The organism is Rhizobium sp. RU36D, assembly GCF_900176345.1.
Taxonomy (GTDB): Bacteria; Pseudomonadota; Alphaproteobacteria; order Rhizobiales; family Rhizobiaceae; genus Allorhizobium.
On sequence record NZ_FWXU01000005.1, the window covers coordinates 1 to 24,678 of the forward strand.

The following is a 24,678-nucleotide window of genomic DNA, read 5'->3' on the forward strand; positions in this document are numbered from 1 at the left end:
ACGCCGTTCCGTTCTCCGCCATTAACACCAAGGGCAACAAGGGCGAGTTCTCTGCCGTGATGATGGGCTGGGGCGTGCAGACCGCGGAAGCCTCCTCCGGCATCCGCATGATGGTCGCCTGCCCGGACAAGGAACGCGGCTGGGGTGTCGTGAACTGGAGCAACTACTGCAACCCCGCGCTCAACGAACAGCTCGTTGCCCTGACGGCGGAGATGGACGACGCCAAGCGCAACGAGATGTTGAAGGCTGCCGTCCACACCGTGGTGGACGACATGGCGATCGTGCCGCTCTATTTCCAGGGCATGACCTGGGCTGCCAAGAAGGGCATAGAGATCCTTCCGCGCATGGATGAGCGGACCTCGGCCTTCACCTTCAAGCCGGCAAACTGATGCGACAAAGGGGCGGTGCCGACGTGTTCGGCGCCGCCTTTTCTCGATAATCTTCCCGTCTGTTGCCTTAGGGTCTGGGCGGATGCTTGGTTGGATCGTCCGATGATAGCCTATCTCATACGCCGGCTGGGGCAGTCGGTCCTGGTGCTATTCACCATGGCCGTGCTAGTTTTCCTCGCCGTTTTCGCCCTTGGCAATCCGGTGGATATGCTGGCAAGTCCCGATGCCGACCAGGCGGAACGGGCAGCGCTTGCGGCGCGCTTCGGCCTCGACCAGCCGCTGCCGGTGCAGTTCGCGGCCTTCATCACCAACATGGTGCAGGGCGATCTTGGATCGTCCTTCGTCTACGGCAAGTCGGCGCTTGCGGTCATTGCCGAGCGCCTGCCGGCCACGATCGAACTCGCGGTGTTGGCCTTGAGCTTTTCGGTGGCGATCGGCGTGCCGCTTGGCGTCGTCGCCGGCCTGTGGCCGCGGTCGATCGCGGGGCGGGCTATCATGTCGACCTCCATCTTTGGATTCTCGCTGCCGAATTTTTGGATCGGGCTGATGCTCATCCTGTTCTTCGCCGTCTATCTCGGTGTGCTGCCGGCCGGTGGCCGCGGCCCGACGACGGAAGTGCTCGGCATGCAACTGTCCATCCTGACCTGGGAGGGCTGGCGTCACCTGATCCTGCCAGCGCTGACGCTCGCGCTCTACAAGGCCTCCCTTGTGGTCCGCCTCTGTGAAGCGGGCACGCGGGAGATCATGACGCAGGAATATATCCGCTTCGCCCGCGCCAAAGGCATAGGCCGGTTTCGGATCATCCGGTTGCACCTGCTGAAAAACATGATGATCCCGGTGGTCACCATTCTCGGCATGGAGTTCGGTGCGATGATCGCCTTCACCGTCGTGATCGAGACGGTGTTTGCCTATCCCGGCATGGGCAAGCTGCTGATCGAATCCATCAACCGGCTCGATCGGCCCGTCATCGTCGCGTATCTCATGGTCACGACCGTGATCTTCGTCGTCATTAACTTCATCGTCGACCTGCTCTATGTCGCGCTCGATCCGCGCGTCAGGCTCGGCGGCACAAGCGAGTAGCCCCGATGAGCGATTTTGCTGTCAAGGACACCGCACCGTCCAAAGCCCCTCCCAAGGGCGAGCGTCTTCTGCTTCGGCAAATGGGAGACCTGATCGCCAATCCGGAGGCGGCTGTCGGGCTGATCATCCTGTTCATCCTGATCCTGACGGCCGTCCTCGCCGGCTGGATTGCGCCGCAGAATCCCTATGACCTGATGCAGTTGGACATCATGGACAACATGCTGCCCCCCGGCTCGCAACTGGGCAGTGGTGTAACTGCCTGGCTCGGCACCGATGACCAGGGCCGCGACATGCTCTCGGCCATCATGTATGGAATGCGGGTATCGCTCGGCGTCGGCATCGCTTCGGTGCTGATCGCAAGCTTCATCGGCGCCTTTATCGGCGTGCTTTCGGCCTATATCGGTGGGCGGTTCGATGCGCTGGTCATGCGCATCGTCGACCTGCAGCTCTCCTTCCCCTCGATCCTGATTGCCCTGGTGCTGTTGACTGTCTTCGGCCGCGGGTTGGACAAGGTCATCCTGTCTCTGGTCTTCGTGCAATGGGCCTACTATGCCCGCACGGTGCGCGGATCGGCTCTTGTAGAGAAGAGCAAGGACTACATCGCCGCGGCGCGCTGTCTTGAGCTTCCCCGGCACCGCATCCTGATCCGGCACATGCTGCCGAATTGCATTCCGCCGCTGATCGTGGTCTCGACGGTGCAGATCGCCCATGCCATCACGCTGGAATCCACCCTTTCCTTCCTGGGCGTCGGTGTGCCGGTCACCCAGCCTTCGCTCGGCATGCTGATCGCCAGCGGCTACGACTTCCTGCTCTCGGGCAATTACTGGGTCTCCACCTATCCCGGCGTGGCGCTCGTCCTCATCGTGGTTGCGATCAACCTTGTGGGTGACCGCCTGCGTGTCGTGCTCAATCCGAGGTTCACCCAATGATGGCAGTCCAAGCATCCACAGTGACGCCGGCCCTGTCGGTAGACAATCTCTCGGTCGACTTTGCAACGCGACGGGGAGACGTCACCGCGGTCAATGATGTCAGCTTCTATGTCAACCCCGGCGAAGTTTTGGGCGTCGTGGGCGAATCGGGATCGGGCAAATCCGTGACCGGGCTTGCCGTCATGGGCCTGATCGAACGGCCGGGCCATATATCCGCTGGTCGCGTCGTCCTTGCAGGACAGGACATCACGGATCTCGGGGAGCGGGACATGCGCCGTCTGCGCGGCAATCGCATCGCCATGATCTTCCAGGACCCGATTTCCACCTTGAACCCGGTTCTGCGCATCGACACCCAGATCATGGAAGCGGTCACGGCCCATGAGCGGGTGTCGCAGGCCGCAGCCCGCGCCCGGGCGATCGAGGCGCTGAAGGCAGTCGGCATTCCCTCGCCGGAATCACGGCTGGAAGCCTATCCGCACCAGTTTTCCGGCGGCATGCGCCAGCGTGTGGCCATCGCCATCGCCTTGCTGCATCGGCCCGCCGTTCTGATCGCGGACGAGCCGACCACGGCGCTTGACGTGACGATCCAGGCGCAGATCCTGGGCGAGGTGCAGCGGCTTGCAGCGGAGAATGGCACGGCTCTGGTCTGGATCACGCACGACCTCTCCGTCGTCGCCGGCCTGGCTGACCGCATCGCCGTGATGTATGCCGGTCGGATCGTCGAAGGCGGCACGGTATCCGACATCCTGACCACGCCGCGCCATCACTATACCGCCGGCCTGATTGCCTCCGTACCAAGCCGCAACCGGCGCGGCCAGCCGCTTGCCCAGATTTCCGGATCGACGCCAAGTCTGGCCAACATGCCCAAGGGTTGCTCGTTCCACCCGCGTTGCGAGGCTCGCCGCGACATCTGTTCGACCGTGCTCCCACCGGTCGTGTCGGATGCGTCGGGCCGTCTTCTGCGCTGCCACAATCCGCGATAGGAGCCGATTTCCATGGACCAGCCCATCCTGACGCTCGATGGCATATCCCGGCAGTTCCGCTCCACGCCGGATTTTGCCCAGCGCATCTCCGACATGCTGACCGGCAAGAATTCCGAACAGGTGGTCAAGGCCGTCGATGCCGTCAACCTGCAGATCAAGCCGGGCGAGATCATCGGCCTGGTCGGTGAATCCGGTTGCGGGAAATCGACCCTCGCCCGCGTCATCTCCGGCATCCTGCCGCCGTCCAACGGACGGATCGTCCTTGATGGCCGGGATGTCGCATCCCTGTCGGAGGCTGAGCGCCGCAAGGCGAGCCTCTCCGTGCAAATGGTGTTTCAAGACGCCACCGCGTCGCTCAACCCGCGCAAGCGGGTGGTGGATATCATCGGCGAAGCGGCCGTGGTCCATGACATTGTCCGGCCATCCGAACTGGAGGCCTACGTCTGCGACCTCATGGCGCGCGTCGGCCTCGATCCCGCTAGCCGCGATTTCTACCCCCACCAGTTCTCCGGCGGCCAGCGAGCCCGCATCGGCATCGCCCGGGCGCTGGCGGTGAAGCCGCGCATCTTGGTCTGCGACGAATCCACGGCCGCCCTCGACGTCTCCATCCAGGCGCAGATCCTCAACCTGTTCATGCAGTTGAAGCGTGATCTCGACCTCACCTATATTTTCGTCAGCCATGATCTCGGCATGATCGAGAATTTCTGCGATCGCATCGCCGTTATGTATCTCGGCCGGATCGTGGAACTTGCGGATACCGAGGCGCTGTTTGCGGGGCCGCATCATCCCTATACCCAGGCGCTGCTGAAGGAGATTCCGACGCTGGAGCCGAGGAAACGCGCCTTTGCTGCGATCAAGGGCGAGATGCCCTCTCCGCTTGATCCGCCGCCCGGATGCCACTTCCATCCCCGCTGTCCGTTTGCAGCGCCGATCTGCTCCAGCGAGCGGCCGGCCTTGCGGGAAACGGCTTCGGGAAGGCTCTCGGCATGCCACTTCGCCGCCGATTTCGCGGTGGCGGCGCAGTAAGCTGCTGAAATTGCCGGTTGCCGTCCAACAGAACTTAAGAAGGTAATGCCATGTCCATCGCCCAAGACGTGACCAAGCACCTAGCTGACATCGTCGGCTTTCCGACTGTCAGTTCCGTGTCCAACCTCGCCCTGCTCGACCATTTGGAGGCTGTAACGGCGCCGTTTGGGGCGCGTGTCAGGCGGTTCCCCAATGCCGAGGGCAACAAGGCTAGCTTGCTCGTGTCGATCGGTCCGGACGCCCCTGGCGGTATCGTCTTCAGCGGCCATACCGACGTGGTGCCGACCCAGGGCCAAGCCTGGAGCGCGGATCCGTTCACGCTGCGGCAGCAGGGTTCGCGCGTGATCGGTCGCGGGGCCACTGATATGAAGGGCTTCCTGGCCTGCTGCATCGCGGCCTTGCCCGGCATTGCCAGCCGCCCCCTGAAACGGCCGGTGCATCTTGCCTTTTCCTATGACGAGGAAGTCGGCTGTACCGGTGTCGGCGACATGGCCGAATGGATCGGCAAGAGCAATCTCGCGCCGCGTTTGGCAGTCATCGGTGAGCCCACAGGCATGGACCTGGTCGCAGCCCATAAGGGTGGCTTGATCGGCTGGGCGCGCATTCGTGGAAAGCCGGGCCATTCCTCGCAGCCGGATCGCTATGTCAATGCGGTCATGACGGCGGGCGACCTAATCGGCGAGATCAACCGTATTCGTGCAGACATGCGTGCCGGGCCGCAGTTCGAAGGGCTTGATCCGCCCTATTCGACGATCCAGGTGAATGTCATCAGGGGCGGGTTGCATGGCAATATCGTCGCCGAGAGCTGCGAATTCTTCTGGGAAATGCGCATCATCCCCGGCGAAAGCGATTATGCTGTGCTGGAGCGCATCAAGGCCTACGCGGCTGATGTGCTGGAGCCGGCGATGAAAGCGGTCGATCCGGATTGCGGCATCACTTTGGACGTGCAGGCCCGCATTCCCGGATTGAAGCCGGAAAGTGAGGCCCTGACCGGGCAGATGCTGGATTTTCTGGGCCAGGTGTCCCCCCGCTATGTGTCCTACGGCACCGAAGCAGGGATCTTCCAGATGGCGGGCGTGCCGTCCTTCGTGGTCGGACCGGGCGATATCGCCGATGCCCACCAGCCCGATGAGGGCATCGAGATCTCCGAACTGGAACGCTGCGTGGCCTTTCTCGATCGTCTTGGCGAGAGCTGCTGCGAGCGATAAGAGATAACGACCAGCCAACGGACAAGACGATGACCGAGACCACCACCGGACGCGATGCCGCGATTGCCGCAGCCCTCGCCCAACTCGAAGACGGTTCCTTTGAAGCGGTGATGCGCCGTCGCGTGGCGATCGCGTCCGCCAGCCGGTTGCCCGAGCACAAACCGGACCTGACCCGCTATCTCTCCGAGGAGATGCGGCCGCATTTCGAACGCATGGGTTTCACCATCCATATCCTCGAAGACGACACGGCCCCCGGTCCTTTCCTGCTGGCGGAGCGTATCGAGGATCCATCCTTCCTGACAATCCTGCAATATGGCCATGGCGATGTCGTCGCCGGGCTTGACGGCAAGTGGAGCGACGGGCTTGCGCCATTCTCCATGAAGGAACGCCAGGGCAACTGGTATGGCCGCGGCACGGCAGACAACAAGGGCCAGCACTCCATCAACATGGCGGCGATCAAAGCCGTGTTGAACACACGCGGTTCACTCGGGTTCAACCTGAAATACCTGATCGAGATGGGCGAGGAGTCAGGCTCTCCCGGCCTCGACACGGTCTGCGAGCGCCATCGCGACCTGTTGAAGGCCGATGTGCTGATCGCCTCCGATGGACCGCGGCTCGCCCTGAAGCAGCCGACCATCTTTCTCGGGGCCCGCGGCGGCATGTCGTTCCATATGGAAGTCGTGGCGCGCGAGGACTTCCAGCACTCCGGAAACTGGGGCGGCCTTCTGGCCAATCCCGGCATCGAGCTTTGCCATGCGATCACGGAACTGGTCAGCCGCACGGGGGTGATCAAGGTTCCGGAAATGACCCCCGGCACTATTCCTGCCAATGTCCGTGCCGCGCTCGCTGATTGCCATATGGAGCCTGCTCACGGCGATCCGGCCATCGAGGACTGGTGGAGCGAGCCTGGTCTGACGGCAGAGGAAAAAGTCTTTGCCTGGTCGTCCTTCGAGGTGATGGAGATGGAATGCGGCAACCTTGCACAGCCTCTCTATGCCATACCGCCCAAGGCGCGGGCGCGCATGCAGCTGCGCTTCCCGGTCGGGGTCGATTACACGGCTGTCGTGCCCGCGGTTCGCCGCGTGCTGAAGGAAGCAGGCTATGACCGTGTCGTCGTGACCGACCCATCGGATGCGATTTTTCCCGCAAGCCGCCTGGACCCGGACCACCCCTGGGTCAAGCGGGTAGCTGCTTCGATTAAGAAGACGGTGGGTCGGGCCCCGGCCATCCTGCCCAATCTCGGGGCTTCGCTGCCAAACAATGTTTTCTCGGATATCTTGGGGCTTCCGACAGTGTGGATCCCCCATTCCTATCCGGGCTGCCTGCAGCATGCCGCCAACGAGCATCTGCCCGTCAGCATCGTCCGCGAGGGACTAGCCATCATGGCGGGCCTCTATCACGACCTCGGCGAGACCGAGGGATCCACGTCATCTCAATAAAATAATGGGCTGGGATACGTCCCGGCCACGTCTCAGGGAGAGCACCATGTCATTCATTGACAAGCTTATCGCGCAGCAGAATTCCGGCTTGAATGCCTTCAGCGGCATTCGCGACCAGATAAAGGATCTGCGCACCGAAAACATCGCCGATCTCGCTGTCAAGGCTAGCCGGCTGGAGGGCGTCATTCCGCTGTGGTACGGCGAAGGCGACATCGTGACGCCTGCCTTCATTCGCGAGGCCGCGAAGGCGGCGATCGATGACGGCCAGACCTTTTATGTTCCCGACATGCGCGGGACGGGACGGCTGAAGACGGCGCTCAGCGAGTATCAGACGCGGCTTTATGGCAAGACCATCGATGTGACACGCTCCACGGTTGCGCCGAGTGGCATGCAGGCTCTGTACATTGCGCTGGCGCTGATCACCGACATGGGAAGCAATGTCGTCTATGTGGCGCCGCAGTGGCCGAACATTCACAATGCCATTCATCTGCTGGGTGCCGAGCCGCGCGCCGTGGCTCTGGATTTCGATACGGATTGGCGCCTTGACCTCGACAAGCTTTTTGCCGCCTGCGATGCCCGCACGCGCGCGATCTTCCTGTCGACACCATCCAATCCGACCGGCTGGACCGCAAGCCGCGAAGAGATGGCGGCTCTCCTGGATTTCAGCCGCCGGACCGGCATCTGGATCATCTCGGACGAAGTCTATGCGCGCCTCTATTTCGAGGGCGACGTGGCACCATCCATGCTGCCGATTGCCGATGCGGAAGATCGCGTCATCACCATCAACAGCTTCTCCAAGGCTTGGGCCATGACCGGCTGGCGGATTGGCTGGCTGACCCATCCCGCAAGCGTTGCCGACCAGATTGCCGCCATGACCCAGTACATCAACAGCGGCACCGCCGCGATCATCCAGGCCGGTGCCGTCGCCGCTCTGGAGCAAGGCGAGCCACTGGTGGCAGAGATCCGAAACCGCGTGCGTGAGGGTCTCGACGTCGCCTATGCCGGCCTCTCCAAAATCCCCTCGCTGATCCTGCCCGAAAAACCCCGCGGCGGCATGTACGCCTTCTTCTCGATGAAGGGTGTTCCTGACGCGCGCGAGGCCTGCATGACGATCCTCGAAAAGTCCCGTGTCGGACTGGCTCCGGGGCATCTGTTCGGGGCCTCATCGGCAAGCTTCATGCGCATGTGCACCTTCCGCGAGCCAGGGCAAATCCGCACGGCCGTCGATCGCATGGTCGAAGCGCTGGGCTGAGCCCAGGCCAAAACAAAAAAAACAACGCGCCGACATATGCCGGCGCGTTGCCATTCGAAACGGGGTGTTCTGGGTGCTACCTCGTGAAAATGCAGTAGCAACCCTTGGTCAAGATGCAATACGGCGATCCGCCACCTGCGACCTGGTCGAGCGCGGCATCATCAAGCGCTTCAACGGCGCTGTTGTCTCCAGCGCGGGGCTCAAAGACCTTTTCAATGTCTTCGGCCGTCAGGGGAATGCCCTTGGCTGAAGCGTAACGCGAAAGAGCGGCCGCGGCTTCCTTGACATCGCCCGAGCCGGCAACGCCGTTCAAAAGCTCGGGATCATCAGCCAGCATTTTCTGCAGGCGCGCTAGTGCCGTATCTGTCATGTTCTTCTCCGCCGCTTTTCATCAAATTCAATGGTGTAGCGGAACTTGCCTCCTGCCCCTGGAGGTGTCAACCCTCGGCTCTACCAGGGGGTGAATCACCCTTTCTTGGCCGGCCTTGTTTACTCCTTTGAAGTCAATTCCCGTCAATTCTTCAGTAAGATGCTGTTCGAGTCGCCTCGGCGATCCGCACATGCACAATATTGGCAGGAGCGCCTTCGACAGTGTCGGGCAACATCACCTTTCGCAACAACAGTCCCGAGCAACTGGACCGCATGATTCGCGTGGCCGGTCCCGGAGGCTGGATTGTATTGGCGGTTCTCCTGCTGGTCCTGGTCGTCGGACTTGGCTGGTCCGTGGTCTCCATGGCCAATATCAAGGTGCCGGGTCGAGGCATTCTCCAGACAAGCGGCGGATTGACCCAGCTCGTAGCGCCGGATGCCGGAACCGTGGCGAGCGTGGAGGCGCGCCTGGGGCAGCGGGTGGCAGCCGGCGATCTGCTGGTGCGCCTCGCCCAGCCGGCACTGGACGTGAAGCGCGATAGCCTGCGTGGACGACGCGAGATGCTCGAAAACGAGCGCCAGCGGCTGATCGGCTTCAATCAAAAGGAGCAGGAACTGCGGCTCGCCGCCGATACGGAGCGCAGGTCCGGTCTCGACCAGAGCCTGGCGACCCTTTTCGCCCAGGAACAGGCGCTGCAGGAGAGCGTCGCCAGCCAGCGCCGGTTGTTGGAGCGCGGGGTGACCAGTCGCGACCGGGTGCTATCGGTCGAGGCGGACCTCGCTGGTGTGCGCCGGGATATAGCGACGCTGCGCGACAACCTGCAATCCCTCGGTCTGGATGCCAATGAACGCCGTGTCCGGTTCGAGCAGGCGCTGATGGAGGTGGACAGCAAGATCGCGGCGACCACGCAGGAGATCGCCGAGGTGGAAGCAGAGATCACGGTTCGCAGCGATGTGCGTGCGCCGACCTCCGGCCGGGTGGTCGAGCTTGCGGTCGAGACGGGCGATCGGGTGGCCGCCGGCAGTTCCCTGCTGCGGATCGCGCCTGATGGCAGTGACGGCCTTTCGGCGCTGATCTACGTCTCCTCAGGAGACGGCAAGAAGATCACGCCGGGTATGACGGTGCAGGTCGTGCCAAGTACCGTGCGCATGGAGCGGGAAGGTTTTATCCTCGCCGAGGTGGTGTCCGTCTCCGAGATACCGGCAACCCGGGAAGCCGTGCTGCGGCGCCTGGTGAATGCGGCGCTGGTGGATACGCTCCTGGCAAATGGTCCGCCTTTCGAGGTGCAGGTGCGGTTGCGCCCCGATCCGCAGACGGTCTCCGGCTTTGCCTGGTCGACCGATCTTGGTCGCACCAGGGCGGTCGAAGGCGGGACGTCCGTGGACGCGCAGATCGTCGTCGGTCGCGTCCGCGTACTGGCCCTGGTCTTTCCGCAGGTCGACCGGTTGCTTCACTGGCTTGGGCTGGACGGATGACGGTAAAGGTTGGAGCCAAGCCACGCCGCAAGCGCACGCCCACCATTTTCCAGATGGATGCGGTGGAGTGTGGTGCGGCATCCCTTGCCATGGTTCTGGCAGCGCATGGTCGCTGGGTGCCCTTGCCGGAATTGCGGGAAGCCTGCGGCGTATCGCGTGATGGCAGCCTCGCCTCCAACATCGTGCGCGCCGCGCGCCGCTACGGGCTGGAGGCCAAGGGCTTCCGCTGCGAGCCGGAGCACATGGGCGATTTCGCCATGCCCGCCATCGCCTTCATCAACCTCAACCATTTCGTCGTGCTGGAAGGCTGGGAGCGCGGTCGCTTCTGGCTCAACGATCCCGCGGCCGGCCGCCGGGCGCTCAGTCGGGAGGAATTCAGCGCGGTCTTCTCCGGCGTGCTCCTGACATGCAAGCCCGGTCCGGAGTTTCGGCGCGAAGGCAGGCGCCCGGGCTTGTGGCGCGACCTCACGGGCTTGCTCGACGGCCTGCGCCTCTCCTTGATGCTGGCTCTTCTGGCCGGCCTTGCCTTGATCCTGCCGGGTCTCGTGGTGCCGGCTGCGACGCAGATCTTCATCGACCATTACCTGATCGATGGCCAGCAGCACTGGATGCCGGTGTTGCTGGCGGTGCTCGTGGTGACCGGCTGTGTCCAGGCGGCTTTGTCCTGGCTGAAAGATGAGGTCTTGCTGCGGCTGCGCGCCCGCATTGCCGTTGTCGCTGCCGTTCAGATGGTCTGGCGCATGGTGCGGCTGCCGACCCGGTTTTTCACGCAGCGCCATGCCGGTGCGCTGGCAGGGCGCGTCGAGCTTGCCCGGCAATTGGGCGTTCATGCCGGTGCGCAACTGCCTGATATCGTGCTGTCGGTGATATCCTGCCTGTTCTTTCTCCTGGTCATGCTGGCCTACAGCCCGCTGCTGACCTTGGTGACGGTGGCCTGCACCGCGGCCACCCTGCTGATTTTCGCGCTGTCTCGGCTGAGGCTGGAGGAGGCGGGGCGGAAGGTCTCAATGACCGGCATCCGGCTCTATGGCCGAACAATGCAGGGCATCGGCATGATCGAGTCGCTCAAGGCGAGCGGCGCCGACGGAGCTTTTTTCTCGCAATGGTCCGGCTACCTCGCCAATATGGTGCGGGAGCGCCAGGCGCTGGGGCGGATTCAAGCCATTCTCGGCGCCCTGCCGGAAAGCCTCATGCTGTTCAATCAGGCGGTTGTGCTGATCCTGTCGGCCTGGCTGGTGGCGCGCGGAGAGATGAGCGTGGGCATGCTGGCCGCATTCCAGGCGCTGATCGGCGCCTTTGCGCAACCGCTGAACACGCTCGTGGAACAGGCGGCCGCCATCAAGCAGGCGCGCGGCACACTCGATCAGTTCGACGATGTCGCGACCGCGCCGATGGCCTGGGAGTTTGAAAACTGCGCCGATACCGGGCTGGCCGAGGCAAGTGCCACCGGTCGCGTCTCAAAGCTCGCCGGTGCGGTTGCCGTTCGCGGCCTTGCCTTCGGCTACAATCCGCTCCAGCCGCCCCTGGTCCAGGGGTTCGATCTTGATCTGCCGCCCGGCGCCCGGGTTGCGCTGGTTGGGGCATCCGGCAGTGGCAAGTCCACCATCGGACGGCTCGTCTGCGGCCTGTTCGACCCCTGGGAAGGAGAAATCCTGCTGGACAGCCAGCCGATCAAGCGGATTTCCCGCACCGTTCTGCGCGACAGTGTGGCCTTTGTCGACCAGGACATTGTGTTGTTCGAAGGCTCGGTGCGCGACAACATCACGCTGTGGGATGAAACCATGCCGGAATCGCGCGTGGTCAGGGCGGCCCGCGATGCGACGATCCACGACGACATCGTCGCCCGTTCCGGCGGATATGGCGCTGCAGTAGAGGAAGGCGGTCGCAATTGGAGCGGCGGACAGCGGCAGCGCCTGGAAATCGCCCGGGCGCTGGTCGCCGAGCCCAGCATCCTGGTGCTCGATGAGGCGACCAGTGCGCTCGACCCCGTCGTCGAGAAGGAGCTGATGGACAATATTCGCCGGCGCGGCTGCACCTGCCTGATCATCGCCCATCGGCTAAGCACGATCCGCGACTGTGACGAGATCGTCGTGATGGACAAGGGCAAGGTGGTCGAGCGCGGCTTGCACGAGGCCCTGATGGCGAATGACGGGCCGTATCGGCGGCTGGTGGAATCATGACTGCCGTGGAGATAGCAGGCTGGCTCGGCGAACGAGCCGCCATGACTCAGCCGCTGGAGGTGACGGGCAACCGACCCTTGCGACTTGACGATCCCGATGCTTGCTACCTTGTGCAGCAGGGTGCGATCGAGCTGTTCCTCGTCGAAAACCACGCCGAGGACATGCCCGGCACACGCAAGCACCTGTTCAGCGTCGGACCCGGCGGCCTGCTTTTCGGCGTTGATACCTCCGCGGGTCTGATGGACATGGGGTTCCTCGCCACCGGAACGCCGGGCACGTTGCTGGTTGCCATGAAGCTGGCTGACATCACCCAGGCGAACGAGACCGTCGCGGCGGCGATCGATGCGTGGGTGGAACAGCTCTCCGCGGCCATCACGCGACCCATGGTGCCCCGTCCACGACCGGATGAGGTGCTGATGCCCGGCGAAGTCGCCGAGCCTGGCGACGGCCGCTATATCAGCATTGGCCAGAGGGTGGCGTGGTGCACCTTGCAAGGCGACGGTGCCTTGTTTGCCGATGTCGAAAGCGTGGATGCCGGCGGTCCTGCCCTGCCCTTGACGCGCGATACATGGCTGGCGATTCCCAGGAATGTTGGTGTCGGCACGGTGACAACGGCCGACCTCCTGAGATCGGGCGGCATGCAGGCGGCGCTGCTGCGGTTCCACGCCCTGGCCGCCGATGCCTTGCCAATGGCCTTGCGCCTTGCCTCTGCCGACGAGGTGAACCGGCTCAGGGCGCGCGCCGAAGGCAATCGTCATGCGGCTGGTCGGGCGCTGGATGTGCTTTCCGGCATCTTCGACCATCGCGGTGCCAGCAATCACCGGCTTGACGTGCAGCAGCCCCTTGTCCAGGCCTTGGCCAGGCTGGGAGACCTGACCGGTTTCCGCCTGGATATGCCGCTGAAGCAGGGCGACGAACCCCTGCCCTTTGCGCTTGATGATATCCTGCGGGCAAGCCGCCTTCGCAGCCGCTCGCTCCGGCTTGAACCCGGCTGGTGGCGTGCCGACCATGGTCCATTCCTGCTGATCCGAAAGGGCGACGATCGTCCGCTCGCGCTGTGGCGGGTGGGTGGCTCCTATCGCCTTTATGATCCGGTTGAGAACATCGAGCGACGGCTGGGTGCCGACGAGGCAGGCGGGTTGGAGGGCCTGGCGCTGGCGCTCTATCCCCCGCTCGAAGATCGTCCGCTTCCTGTTCGCGATGTTCTTGCCGGTGCGATGAAGGCCCGGTTGCCGGAACTCTCTACGCTCATTGGGGCAACCCTGTTGCTTGGGGTTCTGACGCTCGCCGTGCCTATTGCGATGAGCTATGTGCTCAATTCGGTGCTGCCGGACAATGCCCTCGGCAAGCTCTGGGAAGTGGCCGCGGCGCTGGTGCTGGTGTCGGCGCTGACCCTGGTTCTGCGGATCACGGCCCAGTTTGCGAGCCTGCGCATGGAGGGGCTGGCCGGCAGTCGTCTGCAGGCGGCCGTCATGGATCGGTTGCTGCGTCTGCCGCCGCGCTTCTTCCGTCGCTTTACCTCGGGCGAGCTTGGGACGCGGGTTCTGGCCGTGGAACGACTGGAAAATGCCCTGACGGCGACGATGATCGGGTCCGTCGTCACGGGCGGTGTGGCGCTCATATCCTTCGGCCTTATGCTGACCTATTCATGGCGACTGGGCCTCATTGCCGTCGTCCTGACGCTGGTGCTGGCCGCCGCGACCCTGGGCTTCGGCATGCTGCGGGTGCGGCGGGAAGCAGCCATGGTGCAGCAGGATGCCAAGATGACGGGATTTTCCCTGGAGCTTGCCGGCGGCATCACCAAGCTGAGGTTGGCCGCGGCGGAGGATCGCGTCTTCCTGCACTGGTCGCGGCTCTATGCCGATGCGACGCAATCCTGGCTGCAGGCCGATAGTCTCGCCGTGCGCCAACAGGCATTCTCCACGGGCTATACCTCGCTCGCCACGGCCGGGATCCTTCTGGTCTGCGTGCAGTGGGGGCTGGCGGAGGGCATGTCGCTTGGCTTGCTGGTGGCCTTTCTCTCGGCGTTCAATGCCGCCCTGGGTGGCTTGGCCGCGCTGGCAGCCGCAATCGTTGAAATCGCAGCCCTCGCGCCGATTGCTCGACATGCAGCGCCAATCCTGCAAACGGTGCCGGAGACGGAACGCGTCAAGATCGACCCAGGACCTCTGTCCGGAGCGATCGAGGTATCGCGCCTGAAATTCCAGTATGGCCCGGACCAGCCGCTGATCTTCAACGACCTGTCGCTTCAGGTCCGGCCGGGAGAATTCGTCGCCTTGGTCGGCCCGTCAGGAACGGGCAAGTCGACGCTTTTCCGCTTGCTCCTGGGCTTCGAGCAGCCGACCTCGGGCCTCGTGCTCTATGATGGCGTCGACCTGAACGGGCTCGACCCCCAGGCTGTGCGGCGGCAATGCGGCGTGGTGTTGCAGAGCGGCAAGCTCATGCCGGGCACGGTCATGGAAAACATTCTCGGGGCAAACCTGCATCTGGGCGAGGATGCAGCCTGGGAGGCGGCGCGGCAGGCGGCAATTGCCGATGACATCCTGCACATGCCCATGGGCATGCGCACACAGGTGACGGATGGCGGCTCCGCCTTTTCCGGCGGCCAGATCCAGCGCCTGCTGATGGCGCGCGCTATCGTCGGACAGCCGCGCATCCTGCTGCTGGATGAGGCGACGAGTGCCCTCGATAACCGTACGCAGGCCGTCGTGACCGACAGCCTCAACCATATCGCCGCCACCCGTCTGGTCATCGCGCATCGCCTGAGCACGGTCGAGCGGGCCGACCGTATCATCGTGCTGCGCAATGGAATGGTCGCGGAGGAAGGCAGTTACACCGAATTGATGGGCCGCAACGGTCTGTTTGCACAGCTGGCCCGCCGGCAGCTTACCGGAGCGGCGGAGGGATAAAGGGCAGGAGCACGTCAGCCGCGTTCTCTGACGCAAGGTGCCGGATGAGGACATGGGCCGGCCCACCAAGCCCACGCAGCAGGCTGGGGTCGTCAGGCGCGCCCGCCTGTGCAGCCATCAGCCTTGAGCGGCCCGACGCCCAATCCGGCAGCCTCGCGGTCAGGGCCGCCTCGGCCTCCGACTTCAGTTCCGCATCGCCCCGCCGCGCCGAAAGGGTGAGCAGGATATCGAGCCGTCCCGCCTCGCCACAGCAGAGGTCATCGACGTCATCGATCGGCTGCTGCCTCGCGGTCGCCATGGCGTTTTCAAGCGGGATGGTCTGAGCCTCTGTCAGATCGGGCAACAACTCGCAGATCGACTGCCGGGCGAGCGCAATGCCCGGTGCGCCATGGCACCAGGTGCTTTTGAAGGGCGTAACGCTGTTGCCGGGCGTGCGCCAGTTGCGGCGCTCCGGATCGAACAGGCTGTCTTCATAGGCCAGCGCCTGCCGGACGGCCTCGCGCCATGACTGGTCTTTTTGATCGTGCTCGGCGAGGTGGGCGAGGGCGGCGGCGATCCCGCCTGCGCCATGAGAAAGGCCCGATAAACCGGCCCGTCCGCGATCCTGCCATTCGATCCCCTTTTCAGACCGCGTGGAGCGCCGCAGGATGTCTTGGCCGCAATGATGCATGGCAGCCATGATGCCCGCATCGGGGCGGCTTCGATGAAGCACGCAAAGCCCGAGCAGCAGTCCCGTGGTTCCGTCCATCACGTCGGGCACGGCAGGGGCGACACGCAGCGCATGCTTGGCCGAGAGCGCCAGTCTTGATGCATCCTCCAGCAGGCCGGGCAGTTCCAGCCGCTCGGCGCACCAGACGAGCGCTGCAATCATGCCGCCGATGCCCCTGCTCCAGCCGGGGCCGAGGCGTGCGGCAAGCACGGCAGGATCCCGCAACTGTTTGCCCGTCCAGGGTGCCAGCGATTGCCGCGCCAGGAGCGCCAGGCAATCGTCCTGCAAAGTCCGCGCGGCGGATGCCAGGGCCAGCGCAATGCCCGTCGCCCCATAGGCAAGGCTTGGCCCTGCCGGCGCGACCAAAGCCGGCATCTGCTCCCACATGCGCACCCATTGCACGCCGTGAGCCGCGGGCACAGCCAGTTCCGCGATGCGATCGGTCAGCCGCACGAGCGTATCTCTGGCCGAAATGGCGGCAGGTCGCGGCGCTGTCGCACCTGGCCGCGCGAGGCTTGCGGTGAGCAGCCGCGTCTCCTCACGGATCATCGCCGGCGTCAGGCCTGCCAGATCCGCACGGACTTTTTCGATCATGGGTCTGCCCGGCAGGCTGCCTGCGGGTTCTGCAAAGGCATCGCGCAGAGCGCGACGTGTGGGCTGGTAGCGGAAGGCCGGCACATCATAGCGGGCAATCGCCAGCTTTTCACGTTCGGTCACGGTGTTCCATGTCGCGCCCGGCGTCATCAGCGGCTGGCGTGCCGCCAGTCGATCCGCAGTCCTGGCCAGCGCTGCCTGTTCCGCCAGAATGCCGCGCTGGCGAAGGTGCTCCAGGATCAGGGCGTAGAGATTGGTTGGCGCCGCGAGAAACCGCATCTGTGTGCGGGACAGCAGATCCAACTGATGTCCCCGGCCCCACCAGTCCGCCTGCCGCCGCGCCACTACGGCCAGCGTTTGCCGATATCCCCAGGCAAAATCTTGCGAGAAGTCCCTGACATCAAGCCGTTCACCGTCGAGCATCGGGCCTGGCCCATCGAAGGCCGGCACCGGCCACTCCGCTTCATGCATCCAGTCGGTGCCGGCATGAACGATCCGGCGTTGCGGGCGCTCAGCCACCACGCTCGTCCCTGCGGCGGCAATGCGCACCATGCTTTTGCCGCCGTCAAAGCTCGAAAAGACCGGGGTTATGCCCGCTTGAAACAGGATGGGGTCCAGCAGCGGATCTGCCATGCCAAGATCAGCGGGACCCGGCTGGAACAGACATTCCAGATCGAGGATTACGGGAAAGGCCCCCGCGGCGATCAGATTGTCGGGATGGATGTCGCCGCCGCGCACCGCCCGTATCAGGGCCAGCAGCCCCCCGCAGCGGCGGTAGAATGCCACGGCTTCACGCCTGCTGCGCATCGGTTCGGGCGTTACCCATTCCATCCAGCCGTGGTCACGGCAGTCCATGATCCACGGCACCCGCTGGCGAGGCGCACCACCCTCCGCATTCACCTCTTCCACCAGGCCATAAAAGGCGGCATCGACCGCAAGCGACCGCGGCTTGTAGGCAAGGACGATCCCATCGGCGAAACGAACCTGCCCGACCGTGCGTCCGCCGCCATGGGGATCCGACAATCCGAATGTGACACCGGTGATCTTAGGGATGCCTCTGTGCCAGCCTGGGATCGCTTTTCGAAGGCGTTTCTGGTCTTGATCCAGGTGGCGAAGGAAGTCTGACATCGCGGCATGGCTGTCATCGGCCATGTGCCGGAGCAGATTGATCAGCAAGGGCCAGGGTTTCAGCGCATCTTCCAGCCCGCGCGCATTGATATCGGCGATGAACCGGTCATGCGCTGATGTCGGCGCCGAGGCTGGGGTTTGCAGCGTCAGCCTTGCCAAGGGCGGCAAAACGCGAGACGGTTCGAAGAGCCGCAGGAGCACCGTTACGGCCACATCCGCAAACCGGGTCAGTTGCCAAAGCTGTAGCTCGTACCGAGCAGTCTCGGACAGCAGTCCGTCCGTGCCGAAGGGCAACGCAGGCTCTCGGCTGTCGAGCCAGGATCGCAGGATCGCGCCAAACGGAATGTCTTCTTCGCGAAGGGGCAAGGCGCCTCGGTGGGTTTGGATGATCGGCCGGTTTTGAGACTAGGGATATGGGACGCGGCATGTTCAGTCCATAGCCGTGTTTGGTCTCTTCGCATTCGACACGGCTGATCCCGGCTGGGAGATCATCACGATTGATCCTGTCCATTCGGATGCTTAAATGGAGCTGATATCGGGGATAAGATTGTGCCCAGGCAGATGAAAGTACTGAATTCCGCGGACGTTGCCAAAGCTGCGGCCAAACTCAAGATCGGGTTTGTGCTGTCGCGGTCGTTTACGCTGTCGGCTTTCGCGCTGTTTGTCGATACGCTGCGGCTGGCCAGCGACGAACTGGATAAATCAGGCCGCGTGCGCGCCGATTGGCAGGTTCTGGGCAGCACCCGGCATCTCATTCAGTCCAGTTGCGGGGTGCAGGTGGCGCCAACCTCGGATTTCCTGCCGCCGGAGGAGTTCGACTATATCGTGGTGGTTGGTGGATTGCTGACCGTCGAGCGGCCGGTCGACGACATCACCATTCGCTATCTGCGCCAGGCCGCAGCCAAGGGCGTGCCGCTGATCGGTCTCTGCACGGGCACCTTCATTCTTGCCGAGGCAGGCCTGATGAAGGGGCATCGTGCCTGCGTCAGCTGGTTGCACTACCAGGCCTATCGCGACCGCTTTCCCGACCATCCCGTGCGCGCCGACCGCTTGTTCCATTTCGACCGCAAGCTCGGCTCTTGCGCCGGCGGCAGCAGCGCAGCTGACATGGCGGCGTTCCTCGTGCGGCGTAATATCAACCGGGATGCGGAGCGCAATGCGCTGGAAGTGCTGCAGATCGACCGAGCGCGAGCCGCGACCGATATCCAGTCCCGCCGGCCGCTTGTCGATGAGGTGGACGATGCGCGCATCCAAGCGGCCATCATTACCATGGAGCAACACATGGAAGAGGCCGTTTCGATCGAGGAACTGGCCCGCAGCGTCGGCCTGTCTCGGCGCCAACTGGAGCGCATTTTCATTGCCAAGACCGGCATGTCACCGGCCAATGCCTATAACAAGCTCAGGCTCAAGAAGGCGCGCGCCTTGTTGCTGCAATCCAAGGCGCCGCTGATCGATGTGGCGCTCGATGTCGGCTTCGCCAGCGCCGCCCACTTCTCCCGCGCCTTCAAGCGCATCTATGGCATCACGCCCTCGCAACTGCGGACCGGCGCGCCGTCCCAGAGCTGAAAAACAGGTGTGACGAGGCCTGTTTATGGGACTTGCGCGCCCGTGGCCGTGACATAGATGGCATAGAGCGAGCGCGTCGCGGTGATGAACAGCCGGTTGCGACGAGGTCCGCCGAAGGTCAGATTGGCCACCGTCTGCGGCACCAGGATCTTGCCGAGCAGCGTGCCATCCGGCGCAAAGCAGTGCACGCCGTCTGCCGCGCTCGACCAGACATTGCCTGACGTATCAACGCGCATGCCATCGGGTATACCCTTGTCGATGGTCGCGAAGACGCGGCTGTTCTCCAGCCTTTTTCCGTCGAGGATATCGAAGACCCTGATGTGGCGCGGCGCTTCGGGCGCGTGGCTCGCGCCAGAATCGGCGACATAAAGCAGAGTCTCGTCGGGCGAAAAGGCAAGGCCGTTCGGCTGCAGGAAATCGTTGACCAGCATATCCAGCGCGCCAGTTTCGGGATCGAGCCGGTAGACATTGCGCGTTGCCTGCTCCTGGGGTGACTTGTAGCCCTCGTAGTCGGACAGGATGCCGTAGGACGGATCGGTGAACCAGACGCTGCCATCGGAGCGGACGATCACGTCGTTGGGCGAGTTCAGGCGCTTGCCGCCATAGCTCTCGGCCAGGACAGTGATGGCGCCATCAGGTTCGGTGCGCGTCACGCGCCGCAGACCGTGTTCACAGGAAACAAGGCGTCCCTGCCGGTCGCGGGTATTGCCATTGGTGAAATTGGACGGGCTGCGAAAGACCGAGACCCCACCGCCATCGACCCAGCGCAACATGCGTTGGTTGGGAATGTCGCTCCAGACCAGCTGGTTTGCATCCCCGAACCAGACGGGACCTTCGGCCCAGCGGCAGCCGGAATAGAGCTCATCCAGGGCGGCGCTGCCGATGATCAGCTGTTGAAAGCGGGGATCGTGGATCTCGTAGAGGGGATTGCCCGACATGGGTTCTGGTCCTGGTTAACGTTTGCCGACCGGGCGCCCGCCCGCCAGCATGATCACGGCGATGATGATGAGACCTGTGAGGATCAACCGCACGCCGGCGCCGAACCCATAGGTGTTGAGCATGGAAACGACAAGGAACATGAAGAGCGATGCGCCCCAGATGCCCGGCACATTGGAATCTCCGCCGGCGACCGCCGTGCCGCCGATGACGACGACGGCGATGGACATCAGGAGATATTCCGACCCCATGTTGAGTGCGGCGCCACCGGAAAAGCTCGCCAGCAGATAGCCGCAGATCGAGGCAAGGACAGCGCAGAGCACATAGGTGGCGATGCGCGCGCCGTCGATCGGGATGCCGGCCATGCGCGCAGCGCGGATGCTCTGGCCGGTGGCGGCAATGGAGCGACCATAGACCGTCTTGTGCAGCAGAACCCAGGCACCCGCCGACAGCAGGAGGGCAATGATCGCAACATTCGGGATGCCCGCCGTGCTCGATGTCGTGAAATCGGCAAGCACCGGCGGCGGCTTGATGCGCAGGCCCCGGTTGGTCCAGATCGCCGAGGATTGCACGATGAAGCTCATCGACAGGGTGGCGATGATCGGCGGAATGCGCAGCAGCTTGATCAGGGCATAGTTGCCGATGCCGATCGCCACACCGATGGCGATGGCGATTAGCAGGCCGGGCAAGACCATGCTGTCTTCGACATTCATGACCTTCAGCGCGATGGTACCGGCAAGCGTCATCGTCGCGGGAACGGAGAGATCGATATTGCCAGGTCCGAGCGTGATGACCATCATCTGTCCGATGCCGACGATCACGGAAAAGGCGGCGAAGGTCAGCGTGGCCTGGGCAAGGCCGCCCATTCCGGTGCCGCCGGTGAACAGGGTCGTCGTGGCGAACACCAGGGCTGTGGCGATGAAAGACCAGATCCAGGGTTTTCTCAGCAGTGCGGTCATCGGCGCGACCTCCGGCCTTCCATTCGGTTGAGAAAGAGCCGAAGCGCTAGCACGATGATAAGGATCGCCCCCTGTGCACCGATCTGCCAGTCCGGCGAAATGCGCAGGAAGGACAGGAAGGAGCCGGCCAGCGTCAGCGTCAGCGCGCCGATCACGGCGCCAATCGGCGATACGCGCCCGCCGACAAATTCCCCGCCGCCGAGGATGACGCCGGCGATCGACAGCAGCGTGTAGCGCAGAGCGATATTGGCATCCGCCGATGTCGTCAGCCCCACCAGTGCCATGCCTGACAGCACGGCAAAGAAGCCGGCCAGCGCATAGATGGCAGCACGGGCGCCGATGATGGACCAGCCGGCGCGTTCGACCGAACGGGCATTGCCACCCACACCGCGCAGAACGACGCCGAAGGATGAGCGCATGATCAGAAAATGGGCGATGAGGGCTATCAAGATGCTGGCCGCAATCGCCATCGGCATGACAGGCGGCTTCGAGGTCATGATCCAGCGAATCCAGGTGGGGGCTTGACCGCCGGGTGCTGGCAGGATCAGCACCGCAAGCCCGCCCCAGACGAAGCTCATGCCCAGCGTGACCACGATCGACGGCAGGTCGCGCACATGGATCAGCACCCCGATGGCGGCGTAAACGGCAATGGCCGCGGACAGTATGATCACGCCAAGCGCCGGGGATGTCTGCAGGAAGGTCGCGGTGACGCAGGCAACGAAACTGACGAAGGTTCCCATCGACAAGTCGAGGTCGTTGACGGTCATGATCAGCATCTGCGCGATCGTTGCCAGCGCGATCGGGACGGCAAGATTGAACAGCAGGTTGAGGCCGGTATAGCTCATCGCCCGGGGCTGGAGGTAGAAGACGGCGCAGAGCAGCACCGCCAGCGACAGGGCGGGCACCAGGAGGCGGATCGTATCGGCGGACAGATATTTCTTCATGCGGCAGCCTCCTTGAAGGAGGCCGCGAGGATGTTTTCCTCCGATATGGCCTCGCCCTGCAGTTCCGCGACGATTGCGCCGTTGTTGAAAACATAGACCCGGTCGCAGAGGCAGACTTCATCCATCTCCGTCGAATACCAGATGAAGGTGCGCCCCTGGTCGGCCTCGGCGCGCAGGATGCCATAGACCTCTTGCTTGGTGCCGATATCGACGCCGCGCATCGGGTCGTCCATCAGGATGACGGGCGCCCGGCTGGCCAGCGCGCGGGCGAAAAGCACCTTTTGCTGGTTGCCGCCCGATAGCGAGAGGATCGGGTTTTCCATGTCAGGCGTACGAATTTCGATGCGCTGCCGCCAGGATTGGCCCAGCGCCGCCTCCCGTTTTTCATCCAGCAGACCTGATTTTGTGAGGTCGGGCAGAATGGCGATGCTCATGTTTTTCAGAATGCTCCACAGCGGAAAGACGCCGTTCACGCTGCGGTCGCCCGCCACGAACATCACCTCTGGATTGCCTGGCCGCAGCCAGTTGCCGCTTCGGGATTCGTAAAGTCTCACCAGCATGTCGGTCTGGCCATGACCGCCGAGACCGGCAAAGCCGATGATCTCGCCCTTGCGCGCCGCAAAGGGCAGGCCGCGTCCGTGGATCGCCGGGGCGGACAGAATGGGCGCGGCATCGGCTCTCGCGGTCGCCGGCTTTGCCGCACGCTTTTCCTTGACGACACTGCCCATGGCCTCGATCAGGCTGTGCTCCGTGAATTCTGCGGCTGGGCGCTCGGCAACCACGCGACCATCTTTCATCACGACGATGCGGTCGGCAATGCCGAGAATCTCGCTCAGAATGTGGGAAATGAAGATGATCGAGCCACCGGAGGCCACAAATTTCCGCACATAGCTCAGAAGCTGCCCGGCAAGCCGTGCATCCAGCGAGGAAGTCGGTTCATCCAGGATGACCAGCCGCAATGGCTGGCCGATTTCGCAGAAGGTTGTGGCGATCTCCACCATCTGCCGTTCGGCAATCGAGAGATTGCCGACATGCTCGCCGCTCTCGATGCCGTGGCCGGGAAAAATCTCATCCAGCTTGCGGCTGATGATGTCAGCGCCGCGTTTGCGCCAGCCCCAGCCGGAAAGCGAGCGATGCATGACGCGGGTATTTTCGACCACCGTCAGATTGGGGCAGAGGGATAGTTCCTGGAACACGCAGCGTATGCCGTTGTCGCGCGCGGCCTTGATGCCCTGTGCGGAGGTTTCGCCGGACCCGAAGATCACGGCGCCCTCATGCGGCGCAAGCCCGCCATTGATGACATTGACGATGGTGGATTTTCCGGCGCCGTTATGGCCGACAAGGCCGACACACTCGCCCGGCCTGATCGAAAGCGTCACGCCATCCAATGCGCGCACCGCGCCGAAGCTGACCTTTGCTCCGGCAACCCTGACCACGGTTTCCGTGCTACGCGCTTCACTCATGTGCTTCGTGTCCTGATGCAATTAAAGCACGGTTGTCCTGTCTCCCCTGCCCCGCCCGGCGGTGTCGCCGGACGGAACGGGGAGGAACGGGATGGACCGCGTTACTTCGCCGAAGCGATCACCTTCTGCGCGTCTTCCAGGGAATATTCGACATTGGCGACGCCGCCGGCCTGGGTGTTCGCGAGGTTGGCTTCGAGATTGTCCTGGTCGATCCGCAGGAACGGCACCACGAGGTCCTTCTTCACTTCCTTGCCGTCGAGGATCTGCTGGGCAACCCAGAAGGCGAGCGTCGACACGCCGGGCGCGATCGAGACCGACATGGTCTCATACTTGTTGGCGTCCTTCTGCTCTTTCCACCACTTCAGTTCGTCCTCGCGATTGCCCATGACGATCACGGGCATCGGGCGCTTGGCGGCGGCGATCGCCTGGGCGGCGCCATAGCCGTCACCACCCTGGGTAACCACGCCGACGATTTCCGGCAGGCTGGGCAGAATGCCGGCGACTGCCTTCTGTGCGACGTCCTGCGCCCAGTCGCCATGGACGGAACCGACGATCTTGAACTGCGGGAACTGCTTCACGCCTTCATGAATGCCGGCCGAAATCTCGTCATCGACGAAGACGCCGGCAAGGCCGCGAATTTCCAGGAGATTGCCGCCCTGCGGCAGCTTCTTGGAGAGATACTCAACCTGGCTGCGGCCCATTTCCTTGAAATCGACGGCGATGCGCCAGGCGCAGGGTTCGGTGACGATGCCGTCGAAGGAAACGACGGTGATGCCGGCGTCGCAGGCTTCCTTGATCGCACCGTTGAGGGCCGTCGGCGAGGCGGCATTGACGACGATAGCGTCATAGCCCTGCAGGATCATGTTCTGGATCTGTGCGGCCTGTTCGGTCGCCTGGTTTTCAGCGGTCGTGAAGGCATCGGCGGCTGCGACCTTGCCGTCCTTGACGGCGGCGCCGGTCACCTTTTCCCAGCTGGTCAACATGGCCTGACGCCAGGAGTTGCCGGCATAATTGTTCGACAGTGCGATTTTCTTGCCCGAGGTATCCGCCTGGGCAGTCATCGGCACGGCGGCAAGGCAAAGCGCTGCCGTCGCCAGAAGCAGTCTGGTCATTTTCATGGTCTCTCTCCCTTTAGCCGG

Annotated in this window: 18 protein-coding genes and 1 pseudogene; 12 read left to right on the forward strand and 7 right to left on the reverse strand. The window is 63.5% G+C overall.

Features of this window, described 5'->3' with window-relative positions; translation table 11 throughout:
* The 8 genes and pseudogenes from B9A97_RS29750 to B9A97_RS07760 form a co-directional block, all read left to right on the forward strand.
* Window positions 1-389 (forward strand): annotated as a pseudogene (locus tag B9A97_RS29750) (hypothetical protein); the annotation flags it as partial.
* A 102-nt stretch (window positions 390-491) separates the two neighbouring features.
* Window positions 492-1,469, forward strand: a complete 978-nt coding sequence (locus B9A97_RS07730; protein WP_084364471.1) for an ABC transporter permease — start codon at window positions 492-494, stop codon at window positions 1,467-1,469.
* A gap of 5 nt (window positions 1,470-1,474) precedes the next feature.
* Window positions 1,475-2,398 (forward strand): ABC transporter permease, encoded by a 924-nt coding sequence (locus tag B9A97_RS07735; protein WP_084364472.1) that lies wholly within the window; start codon window positions 1,475-1,477, stop codon window positions 2,396-2,398.
* A 20-nt stretch (window positions 2,399-2,418) separates the two neighbouring features.
* Window positions 2,419-3,381, forward strand: a complete 963-nt coding sequence (locus B9A97_RS07740; protein WP_210189691.1) for an ABC transporter ATP-binding protein — start codon at window positions 2,419-2,421, stop codon at window positions 3,379-3,381.
* A 12-nt stretch (window positions 3,382-3,393) separates the two neighbouring features.
* Window positions 3,394-4,407 carry an ABC transporter ATP-binding protein gene (locus B9A97_RS07745; protein WP_084364473.1) on the forward strand — a complete coding sequence of 338 codons (1,014 nt, stop codon included), beginning with the start codon at window positions 3,394-3,396 and terminating at the stop codon, window positions 4,405-4,407.
* Window positions 4,408-4,457: 50 nt separating this feature from the next.
* The gene (gene argE / locus B9A97_RS07750; protein ID WP_084364475.1) at window positions 4,458-5,615 is read left to right on the forward strand and encodes an acetylornithine deacetylase; all 1,158 of its coding nucleotides are present in this window, start codon (window positions 4,458-4,460) and stop codon (window positions 5,613-5,615) included.
* 29 nt (window positions 5,616-5,644) lie between these two features.
* Complete coding sequence (locus B9A97_RS07755) at window positions 5,645-7,054, forward strand: M20 family metallopeptidase (protein WP_084364477.1); 1,410 nt, start codon at window positions 5,645-5,647, stop codon at window positions 7,052-7,054.
* A 46-nt stretch (window positions 7,055-7,100) separates the two neighbouring features.
* Entirely contained in the window at window positions 7,101-8,306 is a 1,206-nt protein-coding gene (locus B9A97_RS07760) for a pyridoxal phosphate-dependent aminotransferase (RefSeq protein ID WP_084364479.1), read from the forward strand.
* Between the two features lie 76 nt (window positions 8,307-8,382).
* Here the strand turns inward: B9A97_RS07760 and B9A97_RS07765 are convergent, their stop codons facing one another.
* Window positions 8,383-8,676 (reverse strand): hypothetical protein, encoded by a 294-nt coding sequence (locus tag B9A97_RS07765; protein ID WP_084364481.1) that lies wholly within the window; start codon window positions 8,674-8,676, stop codon window positions 8,383-8,385.
* A 221-nt stretch (window positions 8,677-8,897) separates the two neighbouring features.
* Between B9A97_RS07765 and B9A97_RS07770 the strand changes: the two genes are divergently transcribed.
* The 3 genes from B9A97_RS07770 to B9A97_RS07780 are packed head-to-tail and all read left to right on the forward strand — an operon-like array spanning window position 8,898 to window position 15,240.
* The gene (locus tag B9A97_RS07770) at window positions 8,898-10,151 is read left to right on the forward strand and encodes an NHLP bacteriocin system secretion protein (RefSeq protein WP_084364483.1); all 1,254 of its coding nucleotides are present in this window, start codon (window positions 8,898-8,900) and stop codon (window positions 10,149-10,151) included.
* The gene (locus tag B9A97_RS07775) at window positions 10,148-12,331 is read left to right on the forward strand and encodes an NHLP family bacteriocin export ABC transporter peptidase/permease/ATPase subunit (protein WP_084364485.1); all 2,184 of its coding nucleotides are present in this window, start codon (window positions 10,148-10,150) and stop codon (window positions 12,329-12,331) included. The genes B9A97_RS07770 and B9A97_RS07775 overlap by 4 nt, the downstream gene beginning before the upstream one ends.
* Entirely contained in the window at window positions 12,328-15,240 is a 2,913-nt protein-coding gene (locus B9A97_RS07780) for an NHLP bacteriocin export ABC transporter permease/ATPase subunit (protein ID WP_084364487.1), read from the forward strand. The genes B9A97_RS07775 and B9A97_RS07780 overlap by 4 nt, the downstream gene beginning before the upstream one ends.
* Here the strand turns inward: B9A97_RS07780 and B9A97_RS07785 are convergent.
* Entirely contained in the window at window positions 15,218-18,037 is a 2,820-nt protein-coding gene (locus B9A97_RS07785) for a type 2 lanthipeptide synthetase LanM family protein (RefSeq protein ID WP_179145245.1), read from the reverse strand. The genes B9A97_RS07780 and B9A97_RS07785 overlap by 23 nt on opposite strands.
* A 195-nt stretch (window positions 18,038-18,232) precedes the next feature.
* Here B9A97_RS07785 and B9A97_RS07790 point away from each other — a divergent pair, with 195 nt between their 5' ends.
* Window positions 18,233-19,237 (forward strand): GlxA family transcriptional regulator, encoded by a 1,005-nt coding sequence (locus tag B9A97_RS07790; protein ID WP_084364491.1) that lies wholly within the window; start codon window positions 18,233-18,235, stop codon window positions 19,235-19,237.
* 23 nt (window positions 19,238-19,260) lie between these two features.
* Here B9A97_RS07790 and B9A97_RS07795 read toward each other — a convergent pair whose 3' ends face one another.
* From B9A97_RS07795 to B9A97_RS07815, 5 genes are all read right to left on the reverse strand, one after another.
* Entirely contained in the window at window positions 19,261-20,175 is a 915-nt protein-coding gene (locus tag B9A97_RS07795) for an SMP-30/gluconolactonase/LRE family protein (RefSeq protein WP_084364493.1), read from the reverse strand.
* A 15-nt stretch (window positions 20,176-20,190) separates the two neighbouring features.
* Window positions 20,191-21,132 carry an ABC transporter permease gene (locus B9A97_RS07800; RefSeq protein ID WP_084364495.1) on the reverse strand — a complete coding sequence of 314 codons (942 nt, stop codon included), beginning with the start codon at window positions 21,130-21,132 and terminating at the stop codon, window positions 20,191-20,193.
* Complete coding sequence (locus B9A97_RS07805; RefSeq protein WP_084364497.1) at window positions 21,129-22,076, reverse strand: ABC transporter permease; 948 nt, start codon at window positions 22,074-22,076, stop codon at window positions 21,129-21,131. The genes B9A97_RS07800 and B9A97_RS07805 overlap by 4 nt, the downstream gene beginning before the upstream one ends.
* Window positions 22,073-23,539 carry a sugar ABC transporter ATP-binding protein gene (locus B9A97_RS07810; protein ID WP_084364499.1) on the reverse strand — a complete coding sequence of 489 codons (1,467 nt, stop codon included), beginning with the start codon at window positions 23,537-23,539 and terminating at the stop codon, window positions 22,073-22,075. The genes B9A97_RS07805 and B9A97_RS07810 overlap by 4 nt, the downstream gene beginning before the upstream one ends.
* Window positions 23,540-23,640: 101 nt before the next feature.
* Window positions 23,641-24,657 carry an ABC transporter substrate-binding protein gene (locus B9A97_RS07815; protein ID WP_084364501.1) on the reverse strand — a complete coding sequence of 339 codons (1,017 nt, stop codon included), beginning with the start codon at window positions 24,655-24,657 and terminating at the stop codon, window positions 23,641-23,643.
* Window positions 24,658-24,678 lie beyond the last annotated feature (21 nt).